Origin of the sequence: Mycobacterium sp. URHB0044, from assembly GCF_000620625.1 — a bacterium.
GTDB lineage: Bacteria > Actinomycetota > Actinomycetes > Mycobacteriales > Mycobacteriaceae > Mycobacterium.
On the sequence record NZ_JIAW01000005.1, the window covers coordinates 53,915 to 71,263 of the forward strand.

General features: G+C 64.2%; 27 protein-coding genes. 9 read left to right on the forward strand and 18 right to left on the reverse strand.

The annotated features are described in order from the left end of the window. Positions 1-62: 62 nt before the first annotated feature. Together N536_RS0111755 and N536_RS0111760 are read right to left on the reverse strand one after the other, a co-directional pair. Positions 63-857 carry an SDR family oxidoreductase gene (locus N536_RS0111755; RefSeq protein ID WP_029113778.1) on the reverse strand — a complete coding sequence of 265 codons (795 nt, stop codon included), beginning with the start codon at positions 855-857 and terminating at the stop codon, positions 63-65. A gap of 246 nt (positions 858-1,103) precedes the next feature. Next, entirely contained in the window at positions 1,104-1,313 is a 210-nt protein-coding gene (locus N536_RS0111760) for a hypothetical protein (protein WP_155948555.1), read from the reverse strand. A 75-nt stretch (positions 1,314-1,388) separates the two neighbouring features. Here N536_RS0111760 and N536_RS0111765 point away from each other — a divergent pair, with 75 nt between their 5' ends. Both N536_RS0111765 and N536_RS0111770 read left to right on the forward strand, forming a co-directional pair. Then, the gene (locus tag N536_RS0111765) at positions 1,389-3,074 is read left to right on the forward strand and encodes a GMC family oxidoreductase (protein WP_029113780.1); all 1,686 of its coding nucleotides are present in this window, start codon (positions 1,389-1,391) and stop codon (positions 3,072-3,074) included. 98 nt (positions 3,075-3,172) lie between these two features. Continuing rightward, on the forward strand, positions 3,173-3,982 hold the full coding sequence (locus N536_RS0111770; protein ID WP_029113781.1) for an LLM class F420-dependent oxidoreductase: 810 nt from the start codon (positions 3,173-3,175) through the stop codon (positions 3,980-3,982). A gap of 36 nt (positions 3,983-4,018) precedes the next feature. Here the strand turns inward: N536_RS0111770 and N536_RS0111775 are convergent, their stop codons facing one another. Next, positions 4,019-4,585 carry a TetR/AcrR family transcriptional regulator gene (locus N536_RS0111775; protein ID WP_029113782.1) on the reverse strand — a complete coding sequence of 189 codons (567 nt, stop codon included), beginning with the start codon at positions 4,583-4,585 and terminating at the stop codon, positions 4,019-4,021. A gap of 96 nt (positions 4,586-4,681) precedes the next feature. On the opposite strand from N536_RS0111775, the gene N536_RS0111780 reads away from it, so the two are divergent. Continuing rightward, the gene (locus N536_RS0111780) at positions 4,682-5,536 is read left to right on the forward strand and encodes an alpha/beta hydrolase (RefSeq protein WP_029113783.1); all 855 of its coding nucleotides are present in this window, start codon (positions 4,682-4,684) and stop codon (positions 5,534-5,536) included. 67 nt (positions 5,537-5,603) lie between these two features. On the opposite strand, the gene N536_RS0111785 is transcribed toward N536_RS0111780, so the two are convergent. The 4 genes from N536_RS0111785 to N536_RS0111805 all read right to left on the reverse strand — a co-directional run bounded on the left by N536_RS0111785 (position 5,604) and on the right by N536_RS0111805 (position 7,284). Further along, the gene (locus N536_RS0111785; protein WP_029113784.1) at positions 5,604-5,915 is read right to left on the reverse strand and encodes a type II toxin-antitoxin system PemK/MazF family toxin; all 312 of its coding nucleotides are present in this window, start codon (positions 5,913-5,915) and stop codon (positions 5,604-5,606) included. After that, positions 5,905-6,138 carry a hypothetical protein gene (locus tag N536_RS43525; protein ID WP_029114147.1) on the reverse strand — a complete coding sequence of 78 codons (234 nt, stop codon included), beginning with the start codon at positions 6,136-6,138 and terminating at the stop codon, positions 5,905-5,907. Before N536_RS43525 ends, N536_RS0111785 begins: the two co-directional genes overlap by 11 nt. 340 nt (positions 6,139-6,478) lie before the next feature. Next, positions 6,479-6,844 carry a DUF1330 domain-containing protein gene (locus N536_RS0111800; protein WP_029113785.1) on the reverse strand — a complete coding sequence of 122 codons (366 nt, stop codon included), beginning with the start codon at positions 6,842-6,844 and terminating at the stop codon, positions 6,479-6,481. Between the two features lie 41 nt (positions 6,845-6,885). Further along, the gene (locus N536_RS0111805) at positions 6,886-7,284 is read right to left on the reverse strand and encodes a VOC family protein (protein ID WP_029113786.1); all 399 of its coding nucleotides are present in this window, start codon (positions 7,282-7,284) and stop codon (positions 6,886-6,888) included. Between the two features lie 56 nt (positions 7,285-7,340). Between N536_RS0111805 and N536_RS0111810 the strand changes: the two genes are divergently transcribed. Next, the gene (locus N536_RS0111810) at positions 7,341-7,988 is read left to right on the forward strand and encodes a TetR/AcrR family transcriptional regulator (RefSeq protein WP_197040119.1); all 648 of its coding nucleotides are present in this window, start codon (positions 7,341-7,343) and stop codon (positions 7,986-7,988) included. A gap of 94 nt (positions 7,989-8,082) precedes the next feature. Here N536_RS0111810 and N536_RS0111815 read toward each other — a convergent pair whose 3' ends face one another. After that, positions 8,083-8,511: a RidA family protein gene (locus N536_RS0111815; protein ID WP_029113788.1), complete on the reverse strand. Its 429-nt coding sequence runs from the start codon at positions 8,509-8,511 to the stop codon at positions 8,083-8,085. A gap of 44 nt (positions 8,512-8,555) precedes the next feature. Here N536_RS0111815 and N536_RS0111820 point away from each other — a divergent pair, with 44 nt between their 5' ends. Beyond that, a complete protein-coding gene (locus N536_RS0111820; RefSeq protein ID WP_029113789.1) occupies positions 8,556-9,023 on the forward strand; it encodes a MarR family winged helix-turn-helix transcriptional regulator in 468 nt (155 codons plus the stop codon). Between the two features lie 99 nt (positions 9,024-9,122). Here N536_RS0111820 and N536_RS0111825 read toward each other — a convergent pair whose 3' ends face one another. The 4 genes from N536_RS0111825 to N536_RS38190 form a co-directional block, all read right to left on the reverse strand. After that, complete coding sequence (locus N536_RS0111825; RefSeq protein WP_029113790.1) at positions 9,123-9,746, reverse strand: NADPH-dependent F420 reductase; 624 nt, start codon at positions 9,744-9,746, stop codon at positions 9,123-9,125. A 129-nt stretch (positions 9,747-9,875) separates the two neighbouring features. Next, the gene (locus N536_RS0111830; protein WP_029113791.1) at positions 9,876-10,301 is read right to left on the reverse strand and encodes a nuclear transport factor 2 family protein; all 426 of its coding nucleotides are present in this window, start codon (positions 10,299-10,301) and stop codon (positions 9,876-9,878) included. 35 nt (positions 10,302-10,336) lie between these two features. After that, on the reverse strand, positions 10,337-11,281 hold the full coding sequence (locus N536_RS0111835; protein WP_029113792.1) for an SDR family oxidoreductase: 945 nt from the start codon (positions 11,279-11,281) through the stop codon (positions 10,337-10,339). Positions 11,282-11,319: 38 nt separating this feature from the next. Continuing rightward, on the reverse strand, positions 11,320-11,619 hold the full coding sequence (locus N536_RS38190) for a dinucleotide-binding-like protein (RefSeq protein WP_197040120.1): 300 nt from the start codon (positions 11,617-11,619) through the stop codon (positions 11,320-11,322). A 214-nt stretch (positions 11,620-11,833) separates the two neighbouring features. Between N536_RS38190 and N536_RS0111845 the strand changes: the two genes are divergently transcribed. Together N536_RS0111845 and N536_RS0111850 are read left to right on the forward strand one after the other, a co-directional pair. Continuing rightward, positions 11,834-12,316, forward strand: coding sequence for a MarR family winged helix-turn-helix transcriptional regulator (locus N536_RS0111845; RefSeq protein WP_029113793.1), 483 nt, complete (start codon positions 11,834-11,836; stop codon positions 12,314-12,316). Positions 12,317-12,588: 272 nt separating this feature from the next. After that, a complete protein-coding gene (locus tag N536_RS0111850; protein ID WP_029113794.1) occupies positions 12,589-12,957 on the forward strand; it encodes an ACT domain-containing protein in 369 nt (122 codons plus the stop codon). Here N536_RS0111850 and N536_RS0111855 read toward each other — a convergent pair. Continuing rightward, a complete protein-coding gene (locus N536_RS0111855; protein WP_197040121.1) occupies positions 12,922-13,425 on the reverse strand; it encodes a YiiD C-terminal domain-containing protein in 504 nt (167 codons plus the stop codon). The genes N536_RS0111850 and N536_RS0111855 overlap by 36 nt on opposite strands. Positions 13,426-13,486: 61 nt before the next feature. On the opposite strand from N536_RS0111855, the gene N536_RS0111860 reads away from it, so the two are divergent. Both N536_RS0111860 and N536_RS41460 read left to right on the forward strand, forming a co-directional pair. Further along, positions 13,487-14,038 carry a TetR/AcrR family transcriptional regulator gene (locus N536_RS0111860; RefSeq protein WP_029113796.1) on the forward strand — a complete coding sequence of 184 codons (552 nt, stop codon included), beginning with the start codon at positions 13,487-13,489 and terminating at the stop codon, positions 14,036-14,038. Positions 14,039-14,095: 57 nt separating this feature from the next. Beyond that, positions 14,096-14,566, forward strand: coding sequence for a class I SAM-dependent methyltransferase (locus tag N536_RS41460; RefSeq protein WP_081809171.1), 471 nt, complete (start codon positions 14,096-14,098; stop codon positions 14,564-14,566). 55 nt (positions 14,567-14,621) lie between these two features. Here N536_RS41460 and N536_RS0111870 read toward each other — a convergent pair whose 3' ends face one another. The 5 genes from N536_RS0111870 to N536_RS38195 all read right to left on the reverse strand — a co-directional run bounded on the left by N536_RS0111870 (position 14,622) and on the right by N536_RS38195 (position 17,322). After that, positions 14,622-14,978 carry a VOC family protein gene (locus N536_RS0111870; protein ID WP_197040122.1) on the reverse strand — a complete coding sequence of 119 codons (357 nt, stop codon included), beginning with the start codon at positions 14,976-14,978 and terminating at the stop codon, positions 14,622-14,624. A gap of 2 nt (positions 14,979-14,980) precedes the next feature. Then, positions 14,981-15,436, reverse strand: coding sequence for an SRPBCC family protein (locus N536_RS0111875; RefSeq protein WP_036436232.1), 456 nt, complete (start codon positions 15,434-15,436; stop codon positions 14,981-14,983). A gap of 2 nt (positions 15,437-15,438) precedes the next feature. Beyond that, positions 15,439-15,768 (reverse strand): helix-turn-helix transcriptional regulator, encoded by a 330-nt coding sequence (locus N536_RS0111880; RefSeq protein WP_029113800.1) that lies wholly within the window; start codon positions 15,766-15,768, stop codon positions 15,439-15,441. 115 nt (positions 15,769-15,883) lie between these two features. Further along, the gene (locus N536_RS0111885) at positions 15,884-16,642 is read right to left on the reverse strand and encodes an alpha/beta hydrolase (RefSeq protein WP_029113801.1); all 759 of its coding nucleotides are present in this window, start codon (positions 16,640-16,642) and stop codon (positions 15,884-15,886) included. 149 nt (positions 16,643-16,791) lie between these two features. Continuing rightward, positions 16,792-17,322, reverse strand: coding sequence for a hypothetical protein (locus N536_RS38195; protein ID WP_155948556.1), 531 nt, complete (start codon positions 17,320-17,322; stop codon positions 16,792-16,794). Positions 17,323-17,349 lie beyond the last annotated feature (27 nt).

Sequence of the window (17,349 nt, forward strand, 5' to 3'; positions counted from 1 at the left end):
ACTCACCGTAAGGGTGCACCGCAAGCGAAGGGAGGTACCGCCAATACCCCGAAGCCTCGGGGTCAGGCGGTCGTGGCGATCCCTCCGTCGACGGGGACGATGGTGCCCGTTAGGTAGGCGCCTGCACGGCTGGCCAGGAACACGGCGACACCCGCCATGTCGTCGTCGCGGCCGATCCGGCGCAGCGGGGCCGACGCAGCGATCGCCTCGCCGAACTCGTCGAGAGTTGCAGCCATCATCGTCGACGGGAAGGGTCCCGGCGCCACTGCGTTCACCGTAATGTGCTGCGGGCCCAGCTCCTTGGCGAGCACTCTGGTGAGTTGATGCAGCGCAGCCTTGCTGCTGGAGTACGAGTAGTTGGGCCGCGCAGGGATGTGTATGGCGGCGATGCTGCCGATGTTGATGATCCGCGCGGGATCATCGGCGGTCCCAGCGCTGCGAAGTGCCGGCAGCAGCGCCTGTACCAGCCAAAACGGCGACTTCAGGTTGAGGTCGATGACGGTGTCCCAGGCCGCGTCCGGGAACGTCGCCAACGGCTCGTCCCACATTGCGCCCGCATTGTTGACCAGGATGTCGAGACTCCCAGAGTCGGCCGTCACCAGGTGAGCGAGGCGGTCACACTCCTCGTGCCGGGACAGATCGGCGGGGACCGCCCAGACGTCGCCGTATTCGGACAGCTGTTCCTGCGCCTGAGCACACGCTTCCGCGCTGCGTGAGCTGATGACCAGGCGAACACCCGCCTGGAGGAGCCCGCGCGCGATCATCATCCCGATGCCCCTGGTGCCACCGGTGACCAGGCCGCGCTTACCGCTCAAATCGAAAAGTTCTGCATGCGTTGCGAATTGACTGGTTGCCACTTATCGCCCTTCTTGCTCGCCGAGAAGCTTTCATAGCAATCTAGGCTGCATTCCGGACGCCAAGGAGATCCCCGCAGTACGGGTACTGTCAGGGTCCCCCAGCCGGGTAGCCGCTTGGCGGAAGCCGTAATAGAAAGTGCCGTAACGTTACTCGCGCCCAGTGTCCTTCGAAATCCGACGTTGGCACCGAGTGCGACGTGGCGTTTCCGATCCTGCTGGAGATTCACACCGCCGCGATCGCTCGCGCTACTGAGAGTCGCCCTTCGCGGAATTGCGGCGGCCGATAAGGACGGCGCCGATAACGCCTGTCGCCGCGCCTACGCCCACGGTGCCCCAGCCTCCGGGCAGGCCCGCGAGCGAGGTGAGGACACCGACGCAGACCCCGGCCACGACGGCGAATGCAACCATGATCGCGACGATCTGCCACCACGGCATGGGCACTCCGGGACTCACCATGGCGACAAACTACCGCGCAACTAGCATCGCAGACACTAAGACACGCATGTGGTCCCCTGGAGGAACGAGCCGGAAATGAGCCCCGTCGCCGAGTTCGACTTCGTCATCGTCGGCGCGGGCAGTGCAGGCTGCCTGCTCGCCAACCGGCTCAGCGCCAATCCTGATCACCGTGTGCTCTTGATTGAGGCCGGCGGCAAGGACAACTGGTTCTGGATCAAGGTGCCGGTGGGCTACCTGTACACGATTGCCAACCCACGCACCGACTGGTGCTTCGCGACCGAGCCCGACCCAGGTCTGGCGGGCCGCAGCATTCACTACGCGCGGGGCCGGGTGATCGGCGGCAGCTCGTCGATCAACGCGATGATCCACATGCGCGGTCAGGCCTCCGACTACGAACTATGGTCACAGGCCACCGGTGACGAGCGATGGCTGTGGGGCGGACCGGACGGTGCCGGCGAGACCCTGGCGATCTACAAGGAGTTGGAAGACTACTTCGGCGGGGCCGACGACTGGCACGGCGCCGGCGGTGAGATCGCCGTCGAGCGGCCGCGAGTGAGCTGGAAGATCTTGGACGCCTGGCAGGCCGCCGCCGCCGAAGTGGGCATCGACCCGATTGAAGAGTTCAACCGCGGAGACAACGCCGGCAGTGCGTACTTTCACGTCAACCAACGGCGTGGCCGTCGCTGGTCGATGGCCGATGCCTTCCTGCATCCCGTCGCCCACCGGCCAAATCTCACTATTTATACCGACACTCAGGCCCTGCAGCTGCTGATGGACGACCAGGTCCACGAGGATCAGCGTCGCGGCGCCTGGACCACGGCTCGGCACCGCGCCACCGGTGTGCGGCTGCTCAAAGACGGCCAGATCCTCGACGTTCGGGCCCGCCGCGAGGTGATCCTGAGCGCCGGAGCGATTGGGTCGCCGCAACTCATGCAGGCATCGGGTCTGGGCCCGGCCGGGCTACTCACCCAGCATCAGGTGCCGGTGGCCGTCGACCTGCCCGGAGTAGGTGAAAACCTCCAGGACCACCTGCAGCTGCGAACGGTCTACCGGGTGCGGGGAGCCCGCACCGTCAACACGCTGTACCGCAATTGGGTCACCCGTGCAGGCATGGGACTTCAGTATCTGTTGCTGCGCTCAGGACCCATGACCATGCCGCCTTCCACGCTGGGAGCTTTCGCGAAAAGCGATCCAGCGCTGGCCAGTCCCAATCTGGAGTGGCATGTGCAGCCCTTGTCGTTGGCCAAGTTCGGCGAACCGCTGCATCCCTTCGGAGCGATCACTCCGTCAGTCTGCAATCTGCGACCCAGCTCGCGGGGTCATGTGCGCATAGCCAGCGCAGACCCGCTGACCTACCCGAAGGTCACCTGCAACTACCTGTCCACTGACGCCGATCGTGAAATCGCCGTGCGGGGCTTGAGGATGACCAGACAGATCATGGCGGCCCAACCCCTGGCCCGCTACTGCCCAGAAGAAATGCTTCCCGGCCCGCAACTGGTGAGCGACGAAGACCTCCAGCAGGCGGCCAGTGAGCTCGGTACCACCATCTTTCATCCGGTGGGCACCTGCGCGATGGGAGCCTTTGACACACGTGGTCTGCCGCGGTCGGCCGCTACGGTGCTCGACACCGATTGTCGCGTGTACCGCGTCGCCGGCCTTCGAGTGGTTGATGCTTCGGCGATGCCCACCATCACTTCAGGGAACACCAACGCGCCGGTCATGGTCATCGCAGAACGCGCAGCGCGAGCGATCCGGGGATAAGCGGCGGCACTGCAACAACATCGACGTTCCGACCCGGAATAAATTCTGCTCCCGTGAGCTTGGCCCAAGAGTCGCCCTCCCCCAACTCAGGAGCATCCATGACCCGTCCCGTCCGCGTCGCCGTGCAGATCCAGCCCGGTGGCACCCCCGATTACCGCACCTGGCGCGAGGCCGTCCTGGCCGCCGACGACCTGGGCGTCGACGTGATCTTCGGGTACGACCACTTCCACCGCCCCGCGATGAAGGGAATCGTCGACGGCAAGCCGGTCCTGTTCGACGAGCAGCCCGACGTCGCCAACTTCGAGGGTTGGACCGCGCTCGCATCGTGGGGCGAGATCACCTCGCACGCCGAGATCGGTCTCCTCGTCACCGGCGTCGGCTACCGCAACGCGGACCTGCTGGCTGACATGGCGCGCACCGTCGACCACATCAGCGGCGGTCGGCTGATCCTCGGCCTCGGCGCGGGATGGTACGAAAAGGATTACACCACCTACGGTTACGACTTCGGCACCTTCGGCTCCCGCTTCGATCTGTTCGACGAGAGCTTGATCCGCATCGAGAACCGGCTCGCGGCACTGATTCCGCCGCCCGTGCGCAAGCTACCGATCCTCATCGGCGGCACCGGCCCCAAGCGCTCGCTGCCGGCCGTCGCCCGGCATGCCGACATCTGGCACGCGTTTCAGGACCTCGACGCCTTCCGCAAGTCCAGCGACCGCGTCGACGAGCTGGCAGCGACGTTCGGCCGCAACGGAGACGATATCGAACGCTCGACGCTGTGGGAGAACGCCGACAGCGCCGATGCCTTCCGCGAGGCAGGAGTCACGTTGTTCCAAACCGAACTCACAGCTGACAATGGTTACGACCTCACGTCTCTCAAAGAGGTGCTCAGCTGGCGGGACAACGGGTAAGGCCGTGACGCCCGGCCCTCAATCAAGCTGAGCGCGTCAGCCTTTGGTCATTCGCAGGATCATGGCGACCGCGTCTTGCGAGTGACCTGCTGGCGCCAAGGCTTCTTGCAAGAGCAGACCACGAATCGCGGCAACGGCGACGGTGGCCATGTCCAGCGCTTCCTTGGTGTCATGCCCTTCGCGTTGCGCGAGCGAGGCCAGCAGGGTGGTCAGGTCGTCGAGCGAGTCGATGAACTCGTGAAAGTTCCCTGGGTTCTGCGCGGCGAGTCCTACGACGTGGAAGAAGCCGCGGACACGCGACAGCTGGTCCGGGCGGGTGTAGGCCCGCCAGATCGCCACGACGAGGTCGTCAAAGGTGCCCTGCTGGGCGGTCTTGAATAGCGCCTCGTTGTCACGAGCTCGCTGCACCGTGAGCATGGCCGCCAAGACACCCGAGAGTGACCCGAAGTGGTACCGCAGCAGGGCGTGGCTGGTCTCGGCCCGGGCGGCGATCTCACGCAGCGACATGTCCGGCGAGGGTAGGTCCTCCTCGAAGGCGTCGAGAAGCCGAGCCAGCAGACGGTCGCGTGCGTCGCCTTTGCGTTCCGCGCTTGACAAGCTCACTCCCACAGTTTATCCATTGGATAACCCATTATCCAATGGAAAAGAACTGCTGAGGGCGCCGTGCGGCGAGCCCCGCCGAATCGTGAAGGACCTTCGATGAGCTCCATGTGGCAAGGCTGTCTCGCCGACACCGACTATATCGAAATGCGTTCTAGCGGTGGACATGACTACGGCGTCTGGGTTACCACGCCGCCGGGCTACGACCGCGCCACGACAGAAGCGCCTGCCGTGTATGTGCTCGACGGCAACTGGGCTGTGGGCCTGACGGCTCCCCTCATCGTCACCCAGATGGACCCCATGCAACGGATCCAGCCCTACATCCAAGTCAGCGTTGGTTACGCGGGTGAGGAGGCGCAGGACTGGGATCGGCTGCGCAACAGAGACTTCGTGCCACCGGGCGAGCCCATCGCCAAGGAACTCATCGATGCCGTGGAGATGGGATTGGAAGCGGGAGCGAGGACACGCGAGGAAGCCGACGCCTACATCGCCGAATTACGTGACACTCACGCCGATGTGTTCCTGAGTTTCCTTACCGCTGACCTGCATCCGCGGATCGAACGCGACTATGGCACAGCCGCAAGCGGTCACGGACTCTTCGGCTACTCCTACGGCGGACTCTTCAGTCTCTACGCCTGGCTCACCGGAGCCACCCTCTTCGAGAGCATCGGAGCGGGCAGCCCCGGCGTCCTCGCTGAAGACAGTCAGATCTTCGACCAGCTCAGCGAAATGGGTGAAAGCCGGCGTGCCGCCAGGCTTCACGTGACCTTCAACGACCGAGAGCTGCTCGGAGACCTGGCGGTCTACCAAAACCTCGCGAAGAACGCCGCCACCGTGCTTCACCGCCTCACCTCGCGCGGCGAAGTGGTCACGAGCGAGCTCCTGCACGAAACGCACGTCACTGGTCTGCAGGCATCGTTCCTCAGCTACCTCAGGACCTGCCGTCCGCTGTAATCGGTTCGCCGTATTGCGCTGCACCCCAACTGCTTCGATTTCATGCGCGGTAGCGATGGCGCATTGCTCAGAGATCGAGGACGATGCGGAGTGCTGCATCAACGCGACGCATCTCGTCGAAGCTAAGGAACCCGACACTCTTGCCGAGGCGGCCCGGATCAACTGCGGCGGCCTGCTCGGCGAGCACCCTGGTGTTCACGCCGCGCACTTCAACCTCAGGACGAAAGCTGGCGGCACGAGCCGACGTAGACGTGGGCGCAACCAACCAGGTCGACAGAGGCAGTTGATCTGACTGGACGACGACGGCGTAGCGGGAACCAGACTGCTCGTGACCGCGACTCCCCCGCGCGGCATGCAGCCGAAAGACCTCACCACGCACGCAGCGTCTCCATGTCGCGCAGCACCTGCATGGCCTCAGCGCGATCGGACTCGTCTTCGGCAAGCCTTTCCGCTTCGGCGCGAATCGCCGCGTCGGCCTTCCGTCGCGCGGCATCGATGAGAGCAGATCGAACGGCTGCGGACACAGTCGTGCCATCTCTGGTCAAGACCTCCAGCGCTTTCGCTGTGTCTTCGTCTGGCCGGAAGGTAATGGTGTCAGCCATGGCAACAGTGTACGACGTTTTGTAAGACATCGGCAGGATCCGGCGTGCCGCGTCGAACGCCGCGGCGACGACTGTGTCGTCCCAGTCGGGCTGCTGACCGGTCGCGGTTGCGAGGTCCCAGGTGTGGACGGTCAGCTCGGAGAAGTACGACGCCAGCACCTCGGCGCCGCTGCCTTCGATCCACGGCAGCGCCATGGGTCGTTCGAGCACGGCGTCGTCGCTCCAGGCATCCCTGGCTCGTCTCCCCGACTCCCGCCACGCAGCGGGCCAGCGATCGTCGGCGACCTGGGTGTCGGTGACTGCAAACGGCGGCGTACTCGTCGACGCTAAAACCGCGACGTCATCCGACGGGAGTCGTGGCTTGCAGAACCGCCTCGACGAGCGCCTCGGTCCGCAAGTGTTCGAACTCGTGGTAGCTAGGATCCCTGACCATTTGGATGAAGTGTTGGCGGCTGGGGTATCTCACCAGGACGACCATGTCCCAGGCCTGGCCGTCTTCGGCGACCAACGCGGTGCTGCCTACCCCGGCATAGAGCACCTCGAGTCCATACTTTGCGTTGATGCCTGCGGCCTCGAACTGCGCGGCGTACTCGCCGTACTTCGCCTCGCCGCCGGGCCGGAAGCGCAGCAGATTGAGCATGACGACCGGTCCCCCGGTGTCTTCGTCTGCATAACGCTCCACCGCTGCGCTGTCGAATGCGATCATCCTTCTCTTCCTGGTCGGGTGGGTTGACGCTCGGTTGGTGGTCAGCCGTTGAACTTCGCGATGGCATCCTCGGTGACCGGTGTGAAGTAGTTGACGAGGTTGCCGTCGGGATCGCGGAACAAGATAGAGCGATTGCCCCACGGCATCGTCGTGGGTTCCTGCACCCAGTCGCTCACGATCGGCTTGAGCCGCTCGTACTCACCGTCGACGTCGGCGACCTTGAATTCGATGATGACGCTGTGATTGTCGGCAGGACGAGCGGAGTCCTCCCCGAACAGCTGTGTCGTCTGCGTGTGGCCGATCGCCAGCGTGAAGGACGGCAGGATCAGTTCGGCGAACTGAGGTGTATAGCGCACCGCTGCGATGCCGGTAACCCGCTCATAGAACGGGACCAGGCGATCGAGGTCATCGGTGATCATGCGAATGGAAACGAGATCCACGGCGTCAGCCTTCCCAGGTAGTAAAATGAAACGCTACGCAACAGTAGCGTAGCGTAGTGACATACTCAGTCATGTCCAAGAGCACCTCTGGTAGCGCTCGGTCGGCGGAGCGCTCCGAAACACCCGCGGCCGAACCCGGCGACGGCGAGGTCGATAGCCGTGTCCGACGGTCCCGAGATCGTGTGCTTACCTGCGCTTTCGACCTGCTCAGTGACAGCGGGGTTGGCGGGTTCACCGTCGATGAGGTGGCCAGCCGGTCGGGCGTCGCGAAGACCACCATCTACCGCCACTGGCCATCTCGTGAGGCGCTGGTTCTCGACGCTGCGTCGCGGATCAGCGCCGAGCAGGAGGTGCCGGATACCGGCCGTCTCGAGGCGGACGTCCGGGCGCTTCTTGCGAATCTCGGCCATCTGCTGAGCACGGCGCGATGGTCGTCGGTCGTGCCCTCGATTGTCGACGTCGCCGAACGTGATCCTGAGTTCGCCCGCATCCACGGCAAGATCCAGCGCGGACACGCGGCAGCGCTCAGGGAAGTCCTCGAGCGAGCCGTGCGTCGTGGCGAGTTGGCGGCAACAGCGGACCAGTCGGCCATGATCTCGGCACTGATCGGACCGCTCTACTATCGCCGCTGGTTCGTACGCGAACCGATCGACGAGCCGTTTATCCAGACAATCGTGCGGAACGTGATAAGTGGGGCAACGTAACCCGTTGGGATGTCGCAGATTCCAATAATCGCCGGCGATGTGGATCGTGTTGGCTCGAGGGCCTGTTAGAACCCGCGTTTCGTGCGAACCGGTGTCACCCAATGGCGGTGACACGGATCTCGACCCGCATCTTCGGGGCGCCGAGCACGGGTACGCCCGTCTGCGTCCAGATGGGTGCCCGGTCGGGCATGCGCCTGCGGAACTGATCGACCATGACGTGGTTGTGTGCGTCGCCAATCGAATCGGGCGCACTCGGCACGTGATACGAGTTCACGTGCACGACGTCACGCCAGCTCGCGCCGGCGGTCGCGAGGGTGCGCTCGACGTTGTCGAAGGCGCGGACGATCTCTTCTTCGAGCGATTCGGGGAAGTTGAAATCGTCGTCCCAGCCGCCCTGTCCCGATATCTCGACGCGGTCGCCGATCCGCACCGCTTGGTTGTAATGGAGGTTCCTCAACTGGCGGTCGCCGTACCCGGGGGTCGCGAAGAACTCGATCGGTGTCGCTGTGTTCACTTCACGCATGAAGTTAACCGTACACCATTGACTTCACGCGTAAAGTGACGACGATGAAACGCTCGGACGAGCCAACCTGGCTGACTCCCGAAGAGAAGGCGGCTTGGACGGGGTTGGTCTCCCTGATGCTGCTGCTACCCGGGAAGCTCGAATCCCCGCTGAGGGCAGTCGATCTGACGTTGTTCGAGTACCTCGCACTCAGTCACATTTCAGAAGCCCCGGGCCGGCGCATCCGGATGAGCGACCTGGCCTTCCTGGCCAGCGGCTCGCTCTCACGGTTGTCCAACGTCGTAAAGCGATTCGAGCAGCGCGGCTGGGTGACTCGCTCCCCCGACCCCGATGACGGCCGCTACACCTTGGCCCATCTGACCGATGACGGCTATCGCCTCGTAGTTCGGGCGGCCCCCATCCACCTCCGGTCGGTACGCGATTTGGTGCTGGATCCGCTGAATGCGGCCGACGTGCAAGCGCTCACCCGGATCGCGGCCAAGTTACGTGTGGTTCCGCCCGACTTCTCCTGACGGGCATGGCGCGTGGGAAGTGAATCTCCCCTCCCCGCAAGGCACTGCGAGGAGGGGAGACTTCTGACACACCAAGATGTTCACTGATCGATCAGCGGCTCAGCCGGCAAATTCGGTGGCGCCGAGGGCGACGTCGAAGTTTTCTAGCCCCTGACGGGCGATACCCATCAGCACGAGGCTCGTTCCTTCCAGCCAGTGCGCCATGTTCAAGCCGCCGACATCCAGCGCGCGCAGCCCGAGACTCTCGATGAAGTCCGAAACGCCTGCCTTGGCCTGCGCATCGTCGCCGGCGAAGAACACATCCAGCGTCCGGCCATCCTTCAGGACATGACCGAAGACGGTGTTGAACGCCTTCACCACACTGGCGCTGGCCGGGGCAGCCTTGGCAACATCCTGCGCGATCGAGGTGTCATCGGGGATGGACAGGCCGTCGGCCTCGGCATTGAAGGGGTTGCTGATGTCGATGATCACCTTGCCCGCCAAGGCGTCTCCGTACTGGGTGACAACCGGAACCACATTGGCGTATCCCAAGGCCACGATCACGATGTCCCCGGCCGGAACGGCGCCGAACTCCCCCGTCGTGGCCCCTCCGAGATCCTTGGCAAGGTCGGCGGCCTTGGACTGATTGCGACCGATGACCTCGACGGCGTTACCGGCTGCTACTGCCAGTGAGCCGATGGCGCGGGCCATGTTGCCGGTGCCGATGATGCTGATGCTGCTCATGAAATGTCCTATCTTCTCGTTTGCGTAAAAGGTTGACTCCTCCACCATAACTGCATTGGTTGGCGCGTCAATCAATCGGGAGGTGTGGAGGCGGCCCTTCGACGACCGGCGAAGGCACGGCCTTCGTCGTCACTCGTCGTTCGTGCGTAATTCCCAGGGCGGCATGCCAATTGCGTCGGCTAGGTTGCGCTGGAGCGCTACGCCAGCCGGTAGCGTGCGGTAGAAGATGCTTACCTCGGCGATCCTGCCGTCTGCGTCGAGCAGGACGAAGAAGATGCCGTTGACCGCCGCGTCTCCGACTTGCAGCCGGAAGTGTGCGGCGTGGTGAGTCTCGCCACTGAGAACCTCGAAGTAGGTGTCGTCGGACGACAGCTTGTTGACCCTCTTGATGGTTTCCACGGCGGCCTCGCGGCCAGTGACTGGCTCATCGCCGAACGGACCGTACAACGACACGTCCTCGGCAAGCAGGCTCGTGAGGACGTCTTTGTCGACACCGCCGTTGATGCAGTCGACGAAGGACTCCAAGGTGTCGCGATGCGGGGCGAATGCGGTCATGGTTACTCCTCGTAATGTGCGAATTGGTTTGTGCGCTAGGCCGTCAGCTGGCCGGCGAAGTAGTGACCGTTGTCCAGATCGGCGAACAGGCCGGGCTGCATGGGTTCCCAGCCAAGGGTCTGGCGCGTGATCAGGCTGGTCGCCGGGAAGGATCCCGTGGCCAAATTCATGAACTGGCCGAAGTATCCCGGCAGCATCAGGACATCCATGGGAATGCTCACGGCGGGCAGATCCAAACGGCTCCCGATCGCCTCGGCGATCTCCCGGAACGGGATGCCCTCATCCTGAACCGCGTGCCAGTATTTACCGGCAGCCCCCTTCTCCAACGCCAGGCGGAACAGGGAGGCGACATCGCGGATGTGTACGGCGCACCAAAGATTGGCCCCGTCTCCGGGGTAGCCGACGACGCCCTTCTCCTTTGCGAGCGCGATCAACCCCGGCAGGAAGCCAGTGTTATCGGTTGTGTCGTGCGCGATGAGCGGAAGCCGCACGATCGAGGACCGCACACCCCGCTCGGCGAGGCCAATTACAGCCCGTTCGACGACGTTTCGAGCCCGCAGGGTACCTTTGTGCTCCTCCCCGCTGGGAAGGGCTGGATCCTCTTCGGTGGCCGGTCGGCCCAGGCTGCCGGGCGAGCCGATGCTGCCCGCTGCGACGAGCGGCTTTCCGGTCCCTTCCAGTGCCTCGCCGTAGGCGAGCATGATTGGGAGTTCCGCGGCGGCCACGGCGTCCATCCCGCCCGTCGGAAGTAGGTCTTGCCTGTGCGCGACGTGGATGACGCCATCGGAGTCCGCGGCCGCCTCCTTGAGCCCCTCGAGATCGTGGAGTTCACCGCGACGCACGGTCGCGCCGAGCGCGGACAGGGCCTCTGCGGATGCGTCAGACCGGGCCAGACCGGTGACGTCGTGCCCGGCGGCGATCAGCTCGGGGATGATGTGCGAACCGGAATGGCCGGACCCGCCAGTGATGAAAACGCGCATGTTGCTCTCCTTTTGATGGTTTGTGTGGCTGGGTGCTATCAGCTGAAAATGCTGACTCCGATGGCGAAGTTGGTGTGCTTGATGGAGTGGGCCACGAGGCCGAGATGCAGCAGGGTGGCGTTCTCCAGAGCCGACGCCATTGGAAGCTGCCCGGTGTCCAGCGGGCGCATTCCCAGGCTCTCGATGAACGCCGACACGCGTGCCTTCGCCTGCGGTTCGTCGCCGGCAATGAACACGTCCAACGGGCGACCGTCGGGTGAACCGGCCGCCAGAACGTCGGCGGGCAGGGTGTTGAACGCCTTGACGACGTGCGCGCCCGCAGGGGGCGGCCTTCGCAATCTCCTGAGCGCCGGAACTGCCCTTGGGGGTGAGAAACCCCGTGAAATCGGGGGTGATGGGGTTGGTGATGTCGACGACGACCTTGCCGCGAAGTGCGTCCCCGTACTCGCTAATCAGGTGCCTCCCGTCTTCTAGACTGGTGGTCGAAAAGGTTGACTCCTCCACCATGCCATATTTGGTAGAGTTGTCAACAAAACTAGGAGGGCGTGGCCGATGGCACCGAAGTGGCTGAACCGTCGCGAAGAGCGCGCGTGGGGTGCCTTCGTCTTCGCCCACTATCAGCTCGAACTACACCTCAGCCGACGCCTGCAGGAATCTGGTCTGTCGGGGGCCGACTACGAGGTCCTCGCAGTGCTCTCGGCTCTGGAAGGGGATCGCATGTCCGCCCGCGAGCTGTGCAACGCGCTCAGCTGGGAGAAGAGCCGTCTCTCCCATCAGGTGCGGCGCATGGAAAAGGACGGGCTGATCAGCCGCGAGCGCAACCCCGCCGATGCCCGCAGCACCATGGTCTGCCTGCTGCCGGCCGGCCGCGCCGCCATCGAGAAGGCGGCGCCCGGGCACGTGGAGGACGTCCGCCGGAACTTCATCGACCTGTTCACCCCCGCCGAGCTCGACGTGCTCGCCGAGCTCAACGAACGAGTCCTGCAACACCTGGCCAAAGACGACGACTCCCCCGCCGACGACGAGCGTTCGTGATTCATCAGCCGCGACCTGGCTCGGTGACTGGCGGAAGGCGTTGGGTCAGCGGCTCACCCGAAATCGTCGAATCCCTGTACAGAGATCCAGTTCTCGACGCCATCCGGTGCGACCGGTAGGTCTGAGCGCATTGTGCTCAAGAAGAGGCGCCGGCTATCACTGTCATCACCTCGGCATCACTGGTACAACGAGTTTCGCGTAGGCGTCGGTGTACGCACACCGGTGCTCACATCGCGGAACACCAGAGGCGATCGATGTGCGACGATGCGGTGATGTCGGTCGCTGATCATCAGACGTTGCGGTTGCTGGAGGGTCGATACGTACTGCAGCGTCTGGTACCGGACGTCGAGGTTGCAGGCGATGCCGAGGTGCTCGCGGTGGTGCACGGCCCCGACGGCGGCGCTTGCATGCGACGCCAGGATCATGCCGACGACGCGTGGGTCGCGCTATGGAATGGCGACGAGGCGCACCCGCCGGACGCGACCGGCATGTTGGCTGCGATCGTGGCGCCCCTCGCCGCAGGCAATGTGCCCGTCTGGGTCGCGGCCAGCTTCGACGGCGACATCGTGCTGATTCCCGCTAATCGGGTGGAGGAGGCTGCTGAGTTACTGCGGCAGGCCGGCCACCGGGTGATCGGCTGAGGACTCCCCGTCGGCGGGTCCCGGTGTACCGCGACGGGGCCGCTGGCTGACGATGAAGTGACAGGAGCCGGTGGCTGTTCCCTCTTCGTCGAAAATCGTTACGTCGACGGGTGTATCGCATCCGCGGCCGGCGTCAAGCTCACGGCGGAGGTGTTGCGCTACGTCGTCCTGGAGCTTGCTTGTCGCTGTGATGCCGTGGCGTGCAGGGCGTTGGTAGTCAATGGCCGCGCTCTTGATCACCGTATAAGCCCCGCTGCCCGCCGGGCCAGCCGCAATGACTACCGCGCCAGCGCCGGCGACCTCCGCGACGGCATAGATGATGGGCGCGTTTACGTGCCGGTTGTGGTTTAGATGCTCGGCCTTGGGTCGACGCAGAATCACCCGCACCGACCCGTCGTCGTCGAACTCGGTGTCGAGATCTAGCCACGTGATCCAAGGCATCTCCGTCATTTCGGTGCTTGCAACCACTCGGCCATCCTCCTCGGTAAAATTAGAGCGTTGCTCTAGAATTGCGGTTACCCTAGCAGGTATGGGTGTCCATCCGGCGGCAGACGCCATTCTGCAAACCGCGCTGCAGCTCGTGGACCGTGAAGGCTGCGATGCGTTGACAATCCGGGCGTTGGTTCGAGAATCCGGTATATCCAACGGCAGCGTCTACCACCACGTCGGCTCGTTGGAATCGCTCCGCGCGCTCGTTGCCGACGAGGCGGTCAAGGACTGGGCTGCGCAATTCCTGCACGCTTTGGACGCACGCGGCTATGCAGGCGCGGCCGAGCATGACATGCACTGGTCGCGCGCGCACCCCGCCTTGGCGCAGCTCATCGAGTCGGAAGGGCAGCGTGGTCGACTGGGCCAGGGCGCCAAGGACTTCGGCATCGGGCTTCGTGTCTGGCTCGACACGCAGCACCTCGCCCCCGCCGCCCCCGCGCACCTCGTATCGGCTCTTGTCATCGGGCCGCTGATCGAACTTCGGCGGATCGAACGCATCACCGCGAAACAGGCCAGCACGGCCGACTTGCAAGCACTGGAGAAGGCGGTGATTGCTGGGCTGGCAGCCCTCGTTCAGGGCGCCGCGGGTTAGGCCCGAGACCTTCATCTCTGCGCACTCGCGGCATTCCCGTGGTCCACACTGGTGAGCATGGCCGATTCCGTTGGCAGTTCAGCCGGTGACCTATTCGCGGGAACTGCCTGGCACTACGCACGCTATCGGCCAGGCTATCCGCAGGCGTTCGTCGACGACCTCGTCCGGCAGTTCCGTCTCGACGGCACGGGGCGTCTGCTCGACCTGGGCTGTGGCACAGGACAACTCACACTCCCCCTCGCCCAGCACGTCGCGGACGCCGTCGGGATTGACCCAGAGCCGGGAATGCTCGTCGAAGCCGCAGGCCAGGCCCAGGCGCGCGGCGTCACGAACGTGACATGGACGCACGGCAGCTCGGCAGATCTCTCAGTCGAACTCGGACGCTTCCGGCTCGTCACCATGGGCCGCTCGTTTCACTGGATGGATCGTGAACGAGTACTGGCGCGTTCGAGGAGGCGATCACCGACGCATTGCTCGCGATCGACCCACGAGGACGGTCCACCGAGCCCGTCACCCTGGAAGTGCTGACGGCCACCAAGCGCTAGGGCCTCGAAGTCTTGGAGCTTGAGGGCTCGCCCGTTGGTCAATACTTCACCCGGAAGTTGCCGACCAGATGGATGACGTTGTCGTCGGGATCGGTGAGGGGACATAGTCGGACACCCTTGTTGGCGTCGATGATTTCCCCTGCGCCAAGACCCTTCTCGCGAAGTTCGCGAGCGCCCTCATCGATGTCGGACACGGCCAAGTTGAGCATCCCATTGCCCGCGCGAACGGGGTCCTCGGTCACCTGCAGCCAGCCGCCGTCGGTGACCTGCCATTCGACCAAATTCGGCATCGGGTTGTTGTCGGGCCCGCGGCCGAACAGCTTTGTGTACCAGGCCCGTCCCGCTTCGATGTCGCTCACCGCGACGACGGCCAGCACGAAGTCGACATGCACCATGATCAGTTGTTCCTTCCATCAGTGGCTGCGGCGAACTCGGCAGCCAGGGCATCAAGTTGCTCCGCAGTTCCGTGTTCTCGCCATTCGGGCCGCTCCTGGCCGGGGAGGTAGATCCCGTGCTCGGTCAGCACCAGCCACGTGTTGGCGTCCTCTGACCGGAACTCGACACTGGTGACCGAGACCGTCGACAGGCGATCCTCGGTGTGCAGCGTCGAGGTCGTGAGAATGCGTTCATTGGGCACGATTTCGGCGTAGCGCGCCTCATAGGTCAGAGTGCGACCCTCTCCGTCGAGTCCCTTGACCGTCTCAAGACCGCCGACCACGAAGTCCTGCGAATGCTCGGCTCCTTGAGCCATCCACCGTCTCCGGGCCTCTGGCGTTGCCCACGCCTGGAAGACCCGCTCGACCGCGGCCGGATAGCGACGCTCCAGCGTGAACGTCGAGTGCGTTACCTCCATGATCATTCTCCCTTCAGATAGTCGTCGAGTTGATCAAGCCGCCGTTCCCACTCCGTGCGCTGGCTACCGAGCCACTGCTCCGCTTCGCGCAATGCCTTCGGTTCGATCCGACAGCTGCGCACCCGGCCGGTCTTCTCAGTGACGATCACGCCAGCGGCCTCCAACACCTGGAGGTGCTGCATCACCGCAGGCAATGACATCGTCAGCGGCTCGGCCAACGCCTTCACCGCAGCTGGTCCGCGCATCAATCGCTCCACGATCGCCCGCCGGGTCGGGTCGGCGAGCGCCTGGAACACACGGCCGATCCGGTCGGTGTCGGAATGGTTAGGCACATGCTTAACTATTCCGCTCCGCCATGAGAAAGTCAAGTAATTGGTTAACCATGCGGCTTACGTCGACGGCGGTGTCTGCGTCCAGCGTGAGGCCGGACGCAGACACCCGTTCACGTCAGACCGAAACCGTGTCGGCTGCCCGACCAAGGTGGCGGGCGAAGAACCGAGCCGAGCTGTCACGCTCATAGTCGGGCACCGGGTGATGCCTGCCCGAGTAGGCGTGCAGCGTCTTCTCCTTCGAGGCGAAGGCGTCGAACAACGCGACCGCGGACATGCGGTCGAATTCCTCGTCGTCCCATGGAATTTGGTACTCGACCGGAATCGTGACCTGTCGTGCCGCCTCGATCAGTGCGTCGTCCACGAAGACCCCACCGAAGCTCGCAGCAGCGATCCGGGAGTCGACCGCCGTCAACAACAGCCCCGTTACGACACCCAACGACACGCCGCCGTAGCCGATTGGCGCGTCCATGCCGATCTCGGGCAGCGCCTGCAGGGCGTCCAGGGTCGCCTGCCATTCGGGCACCGCACGCTGGGCCAGCGACATGTTGAAGTCGATGACGATCGGGGCGATCGGCTGGCCCGCCGCCAGGGCCCGATGGATCGCTTCGGCCCACCGTTGATCTTGAAGATTTCGAGGCCGGTCACCGTGGCCGGGCGCGTCGATCGCGGCGACGGTGAACCCAAGAGTCGTGCAGTGCAGTGCACTGGCGACCAGCCCTGGCGCCTTCTTGTGCATGCCACCGGTGTGTCCCGCCAGCAGCAGGGGTGAGCCGGCGGTCGCGGTTGCGGGCGACCAGAGCACGCCAGTGATCTCGTCCAGAGTGAAATTGCGTTCGATGACACCGTTCGTCGATGTCTCAGAAGTGAATTGCATGGTGTTGCCTTTCGGGAGTGCCGTGTTGAGGCGCTCCTGGCGACACCTACGTCTACCGCGCGACCGTGAACACGAGTGGGAGCGCCCACTTGGTTACAACGTTCATGGGTCTCACCTCCTCGCGGGATGTCACGGTCTCGCGCACGCTATCAATCCGAACCGGATCCCGTCCAACCCTTTTCCGCGTCGAGCAGACGGTCGAGCAACTCGCGAGCTGATTGGGCGGTAGGCGCTCCGCTGCCTTCGTGTTCGGCCATCAGTTGGAGATGCTGCTTCAGGTTTCGGATAGGAGCAATGATCGCGTACCTGGGTCGGACGACGGTTCCAGAAGGATCGACGAACTCTTCGCGGTCGCTCCGGAAGGCAGTGAACTCGATGAGGATTTCCAATGCGGCCCAGCGGATCCAGCTTTCACGTTCACGGGCAACGCGGGCCAGAAGCGGCGCAGCCGGCACCGCGGCTGGGTACAGGAGCCCGGCGTGGTTGTTGCCGACGGCGAACAGCATCGCGTTGTAAGCCGCCCGTCCCTCGTCCTCATCCGAAACCGCCAATAGGAGCTCGAACGCCGCGGGCACGGTATCGGGTCGGTACCACTGAGCGGAGGGGGCCATCGCGTAGGCCGTCCAGTCAACCGCAGCAACTGCCTGCTGAATCCCTGGGCTCGCCGGACCGTTCGGCATCGTCACACCGCGAACTGCCCGTGCAAG

Excerpts from the sequence above, each read along its gene's own strand:
- N536_RS0111760 (WP_155948555.1), bottom strand. The coding sequence starts at position 1,313 with ATGGTGAGTCCCGGAGTGCCCATGCCGTGGTGGCAGATCGTCGCGATC.
- N536_RS0111765 (WP_029113780.1), top strand. The coding sequence starts at position 1,389 with ATGAGCCCCGTCGCCGAGTTCGACTTCGTCATCGTCGGCGCGGGCAGT.
- N536_RS0111770 (WP_029113781.1), top strand. The coding sequence starts at position 3,173 with ATGACCCGTCCCGTCCGCGTCGCCGTGCAGATCCAGCCCGGTGGCACC.
- N536_RS0111780 (WP_029113783.1), top strand. The coding sequence starts at position 4,682 with ATGAGCTCCATGTGGCAAGGCTGTCTCGCCGACACCGACTATATCGAA.
- N536_RS43525 (WP_029114147.1), bottom strand. The coding sequence starts at position 6,138 with ATGGCTGACACCATTACCTTCCGGCCAGACGAAGACACAGCGAAAGCG.
- N536_RS0111800 (WP_029113785.1), bottom strand. The coding sequence starts at position 6,844 with ATGATCGCATTCGACAGCGCAGCGGTGGAGCGTTATGCAGACGAAGAC.
- N536_RS0111815 (WP_029113788.1), bottom strand. The coding sequence starts at position 8,511 with ATGCGTGAAGTGAACACAGCGACACCGATCGAGTTCTTCGCGACCCCC.
- N536_RS0111820 (WP_029113789.1), top strand. The coding sequence starts at position 8,556 with ATGAAACGCTCGGACGAGCCAACCTGGCTGACTCCCGAAGAGAAGGCG.
- N536_RS0111825 (WP_029113790.1), bottom strand. The coding sequence starts at position 9,746 with ATGAGCAGCATCAGCATCATCGGCACCGGCAACATGGCCCGCGCCATC.
- N536_RS0111830 (WP_029113791.1), bottom strand. The coding sequence starts at position 10,301 with ATGACCGCATTCGCCCCGCATCGCGACACCTTGGAGTCCTTCGTCGAC.
- N536_RS0111835 (WP_029113792.1), bottom strand. The coding sequence starts at position 11,281 with ATGCGCGTTTTCATCACTGGCGGGTCCGGCCATTCCGGTTCGCACATC.
- N536_RS0111845 (WP_029113793.1), top strand. The coding sequence starts at position 11,834 with ATGGCACCGAAGTGGCTGAACCGTCGCGAAGAGCGCGCGTGGGGTGCC.
- N536_RS0111850 (WP_029113794.1), top strand. The coding sequence starts at position 12,589 with ATGTCGGTCGCTGATCATCAGACGTTGCGGTTGCTGGAGGGTCGATAC.
- N536_RS0111860 (WP_029113796.1), top strand. The coding sequence starts at position 13,487 with ATGGGTGTCCATCCGGCGGCAGACGCCATTCTGCAAACCGCGCTGCAG.
- N536_RS41460 (WP_081809171.1), top strand. The coding sequence starts at position 14,096 with ATGGCCGATTCCGTTGGCAGTTCAGCCGGTGACCTATTCGCGGGAACT.
- N536_RS0111870 (WP_197040122.1), bottom strand. The coding sequence starts at position 14,978 with ATGGTGCATGTCGACTTCGTGCTGGCCGTCGTCGCGGTGAGCGACATC.
- N536_RS0111875 (WP_036436232.1), bottom strand. The coding sequence starts at position 15,436 with ATGGAGGTAACGCACTCGACGTTCACGCTGGAGCGTCGCTATCCGGCC.
- N536_RS0111885 (WP_029113801.1), bottom strand. The coding sequence starts at position 16,642 with ATGCAATTCACTTCTGAGACATCGACGAACGGTGTCATCGAACGCAAT.
- N536_RS38195 (WP_155948556.1), bottom strand. The coding sequence starts at position 17,322 with ATGCCGAACGGTCCGGCGAGCCCAGGGATTCAGCAGGCAGTTGCTGCG.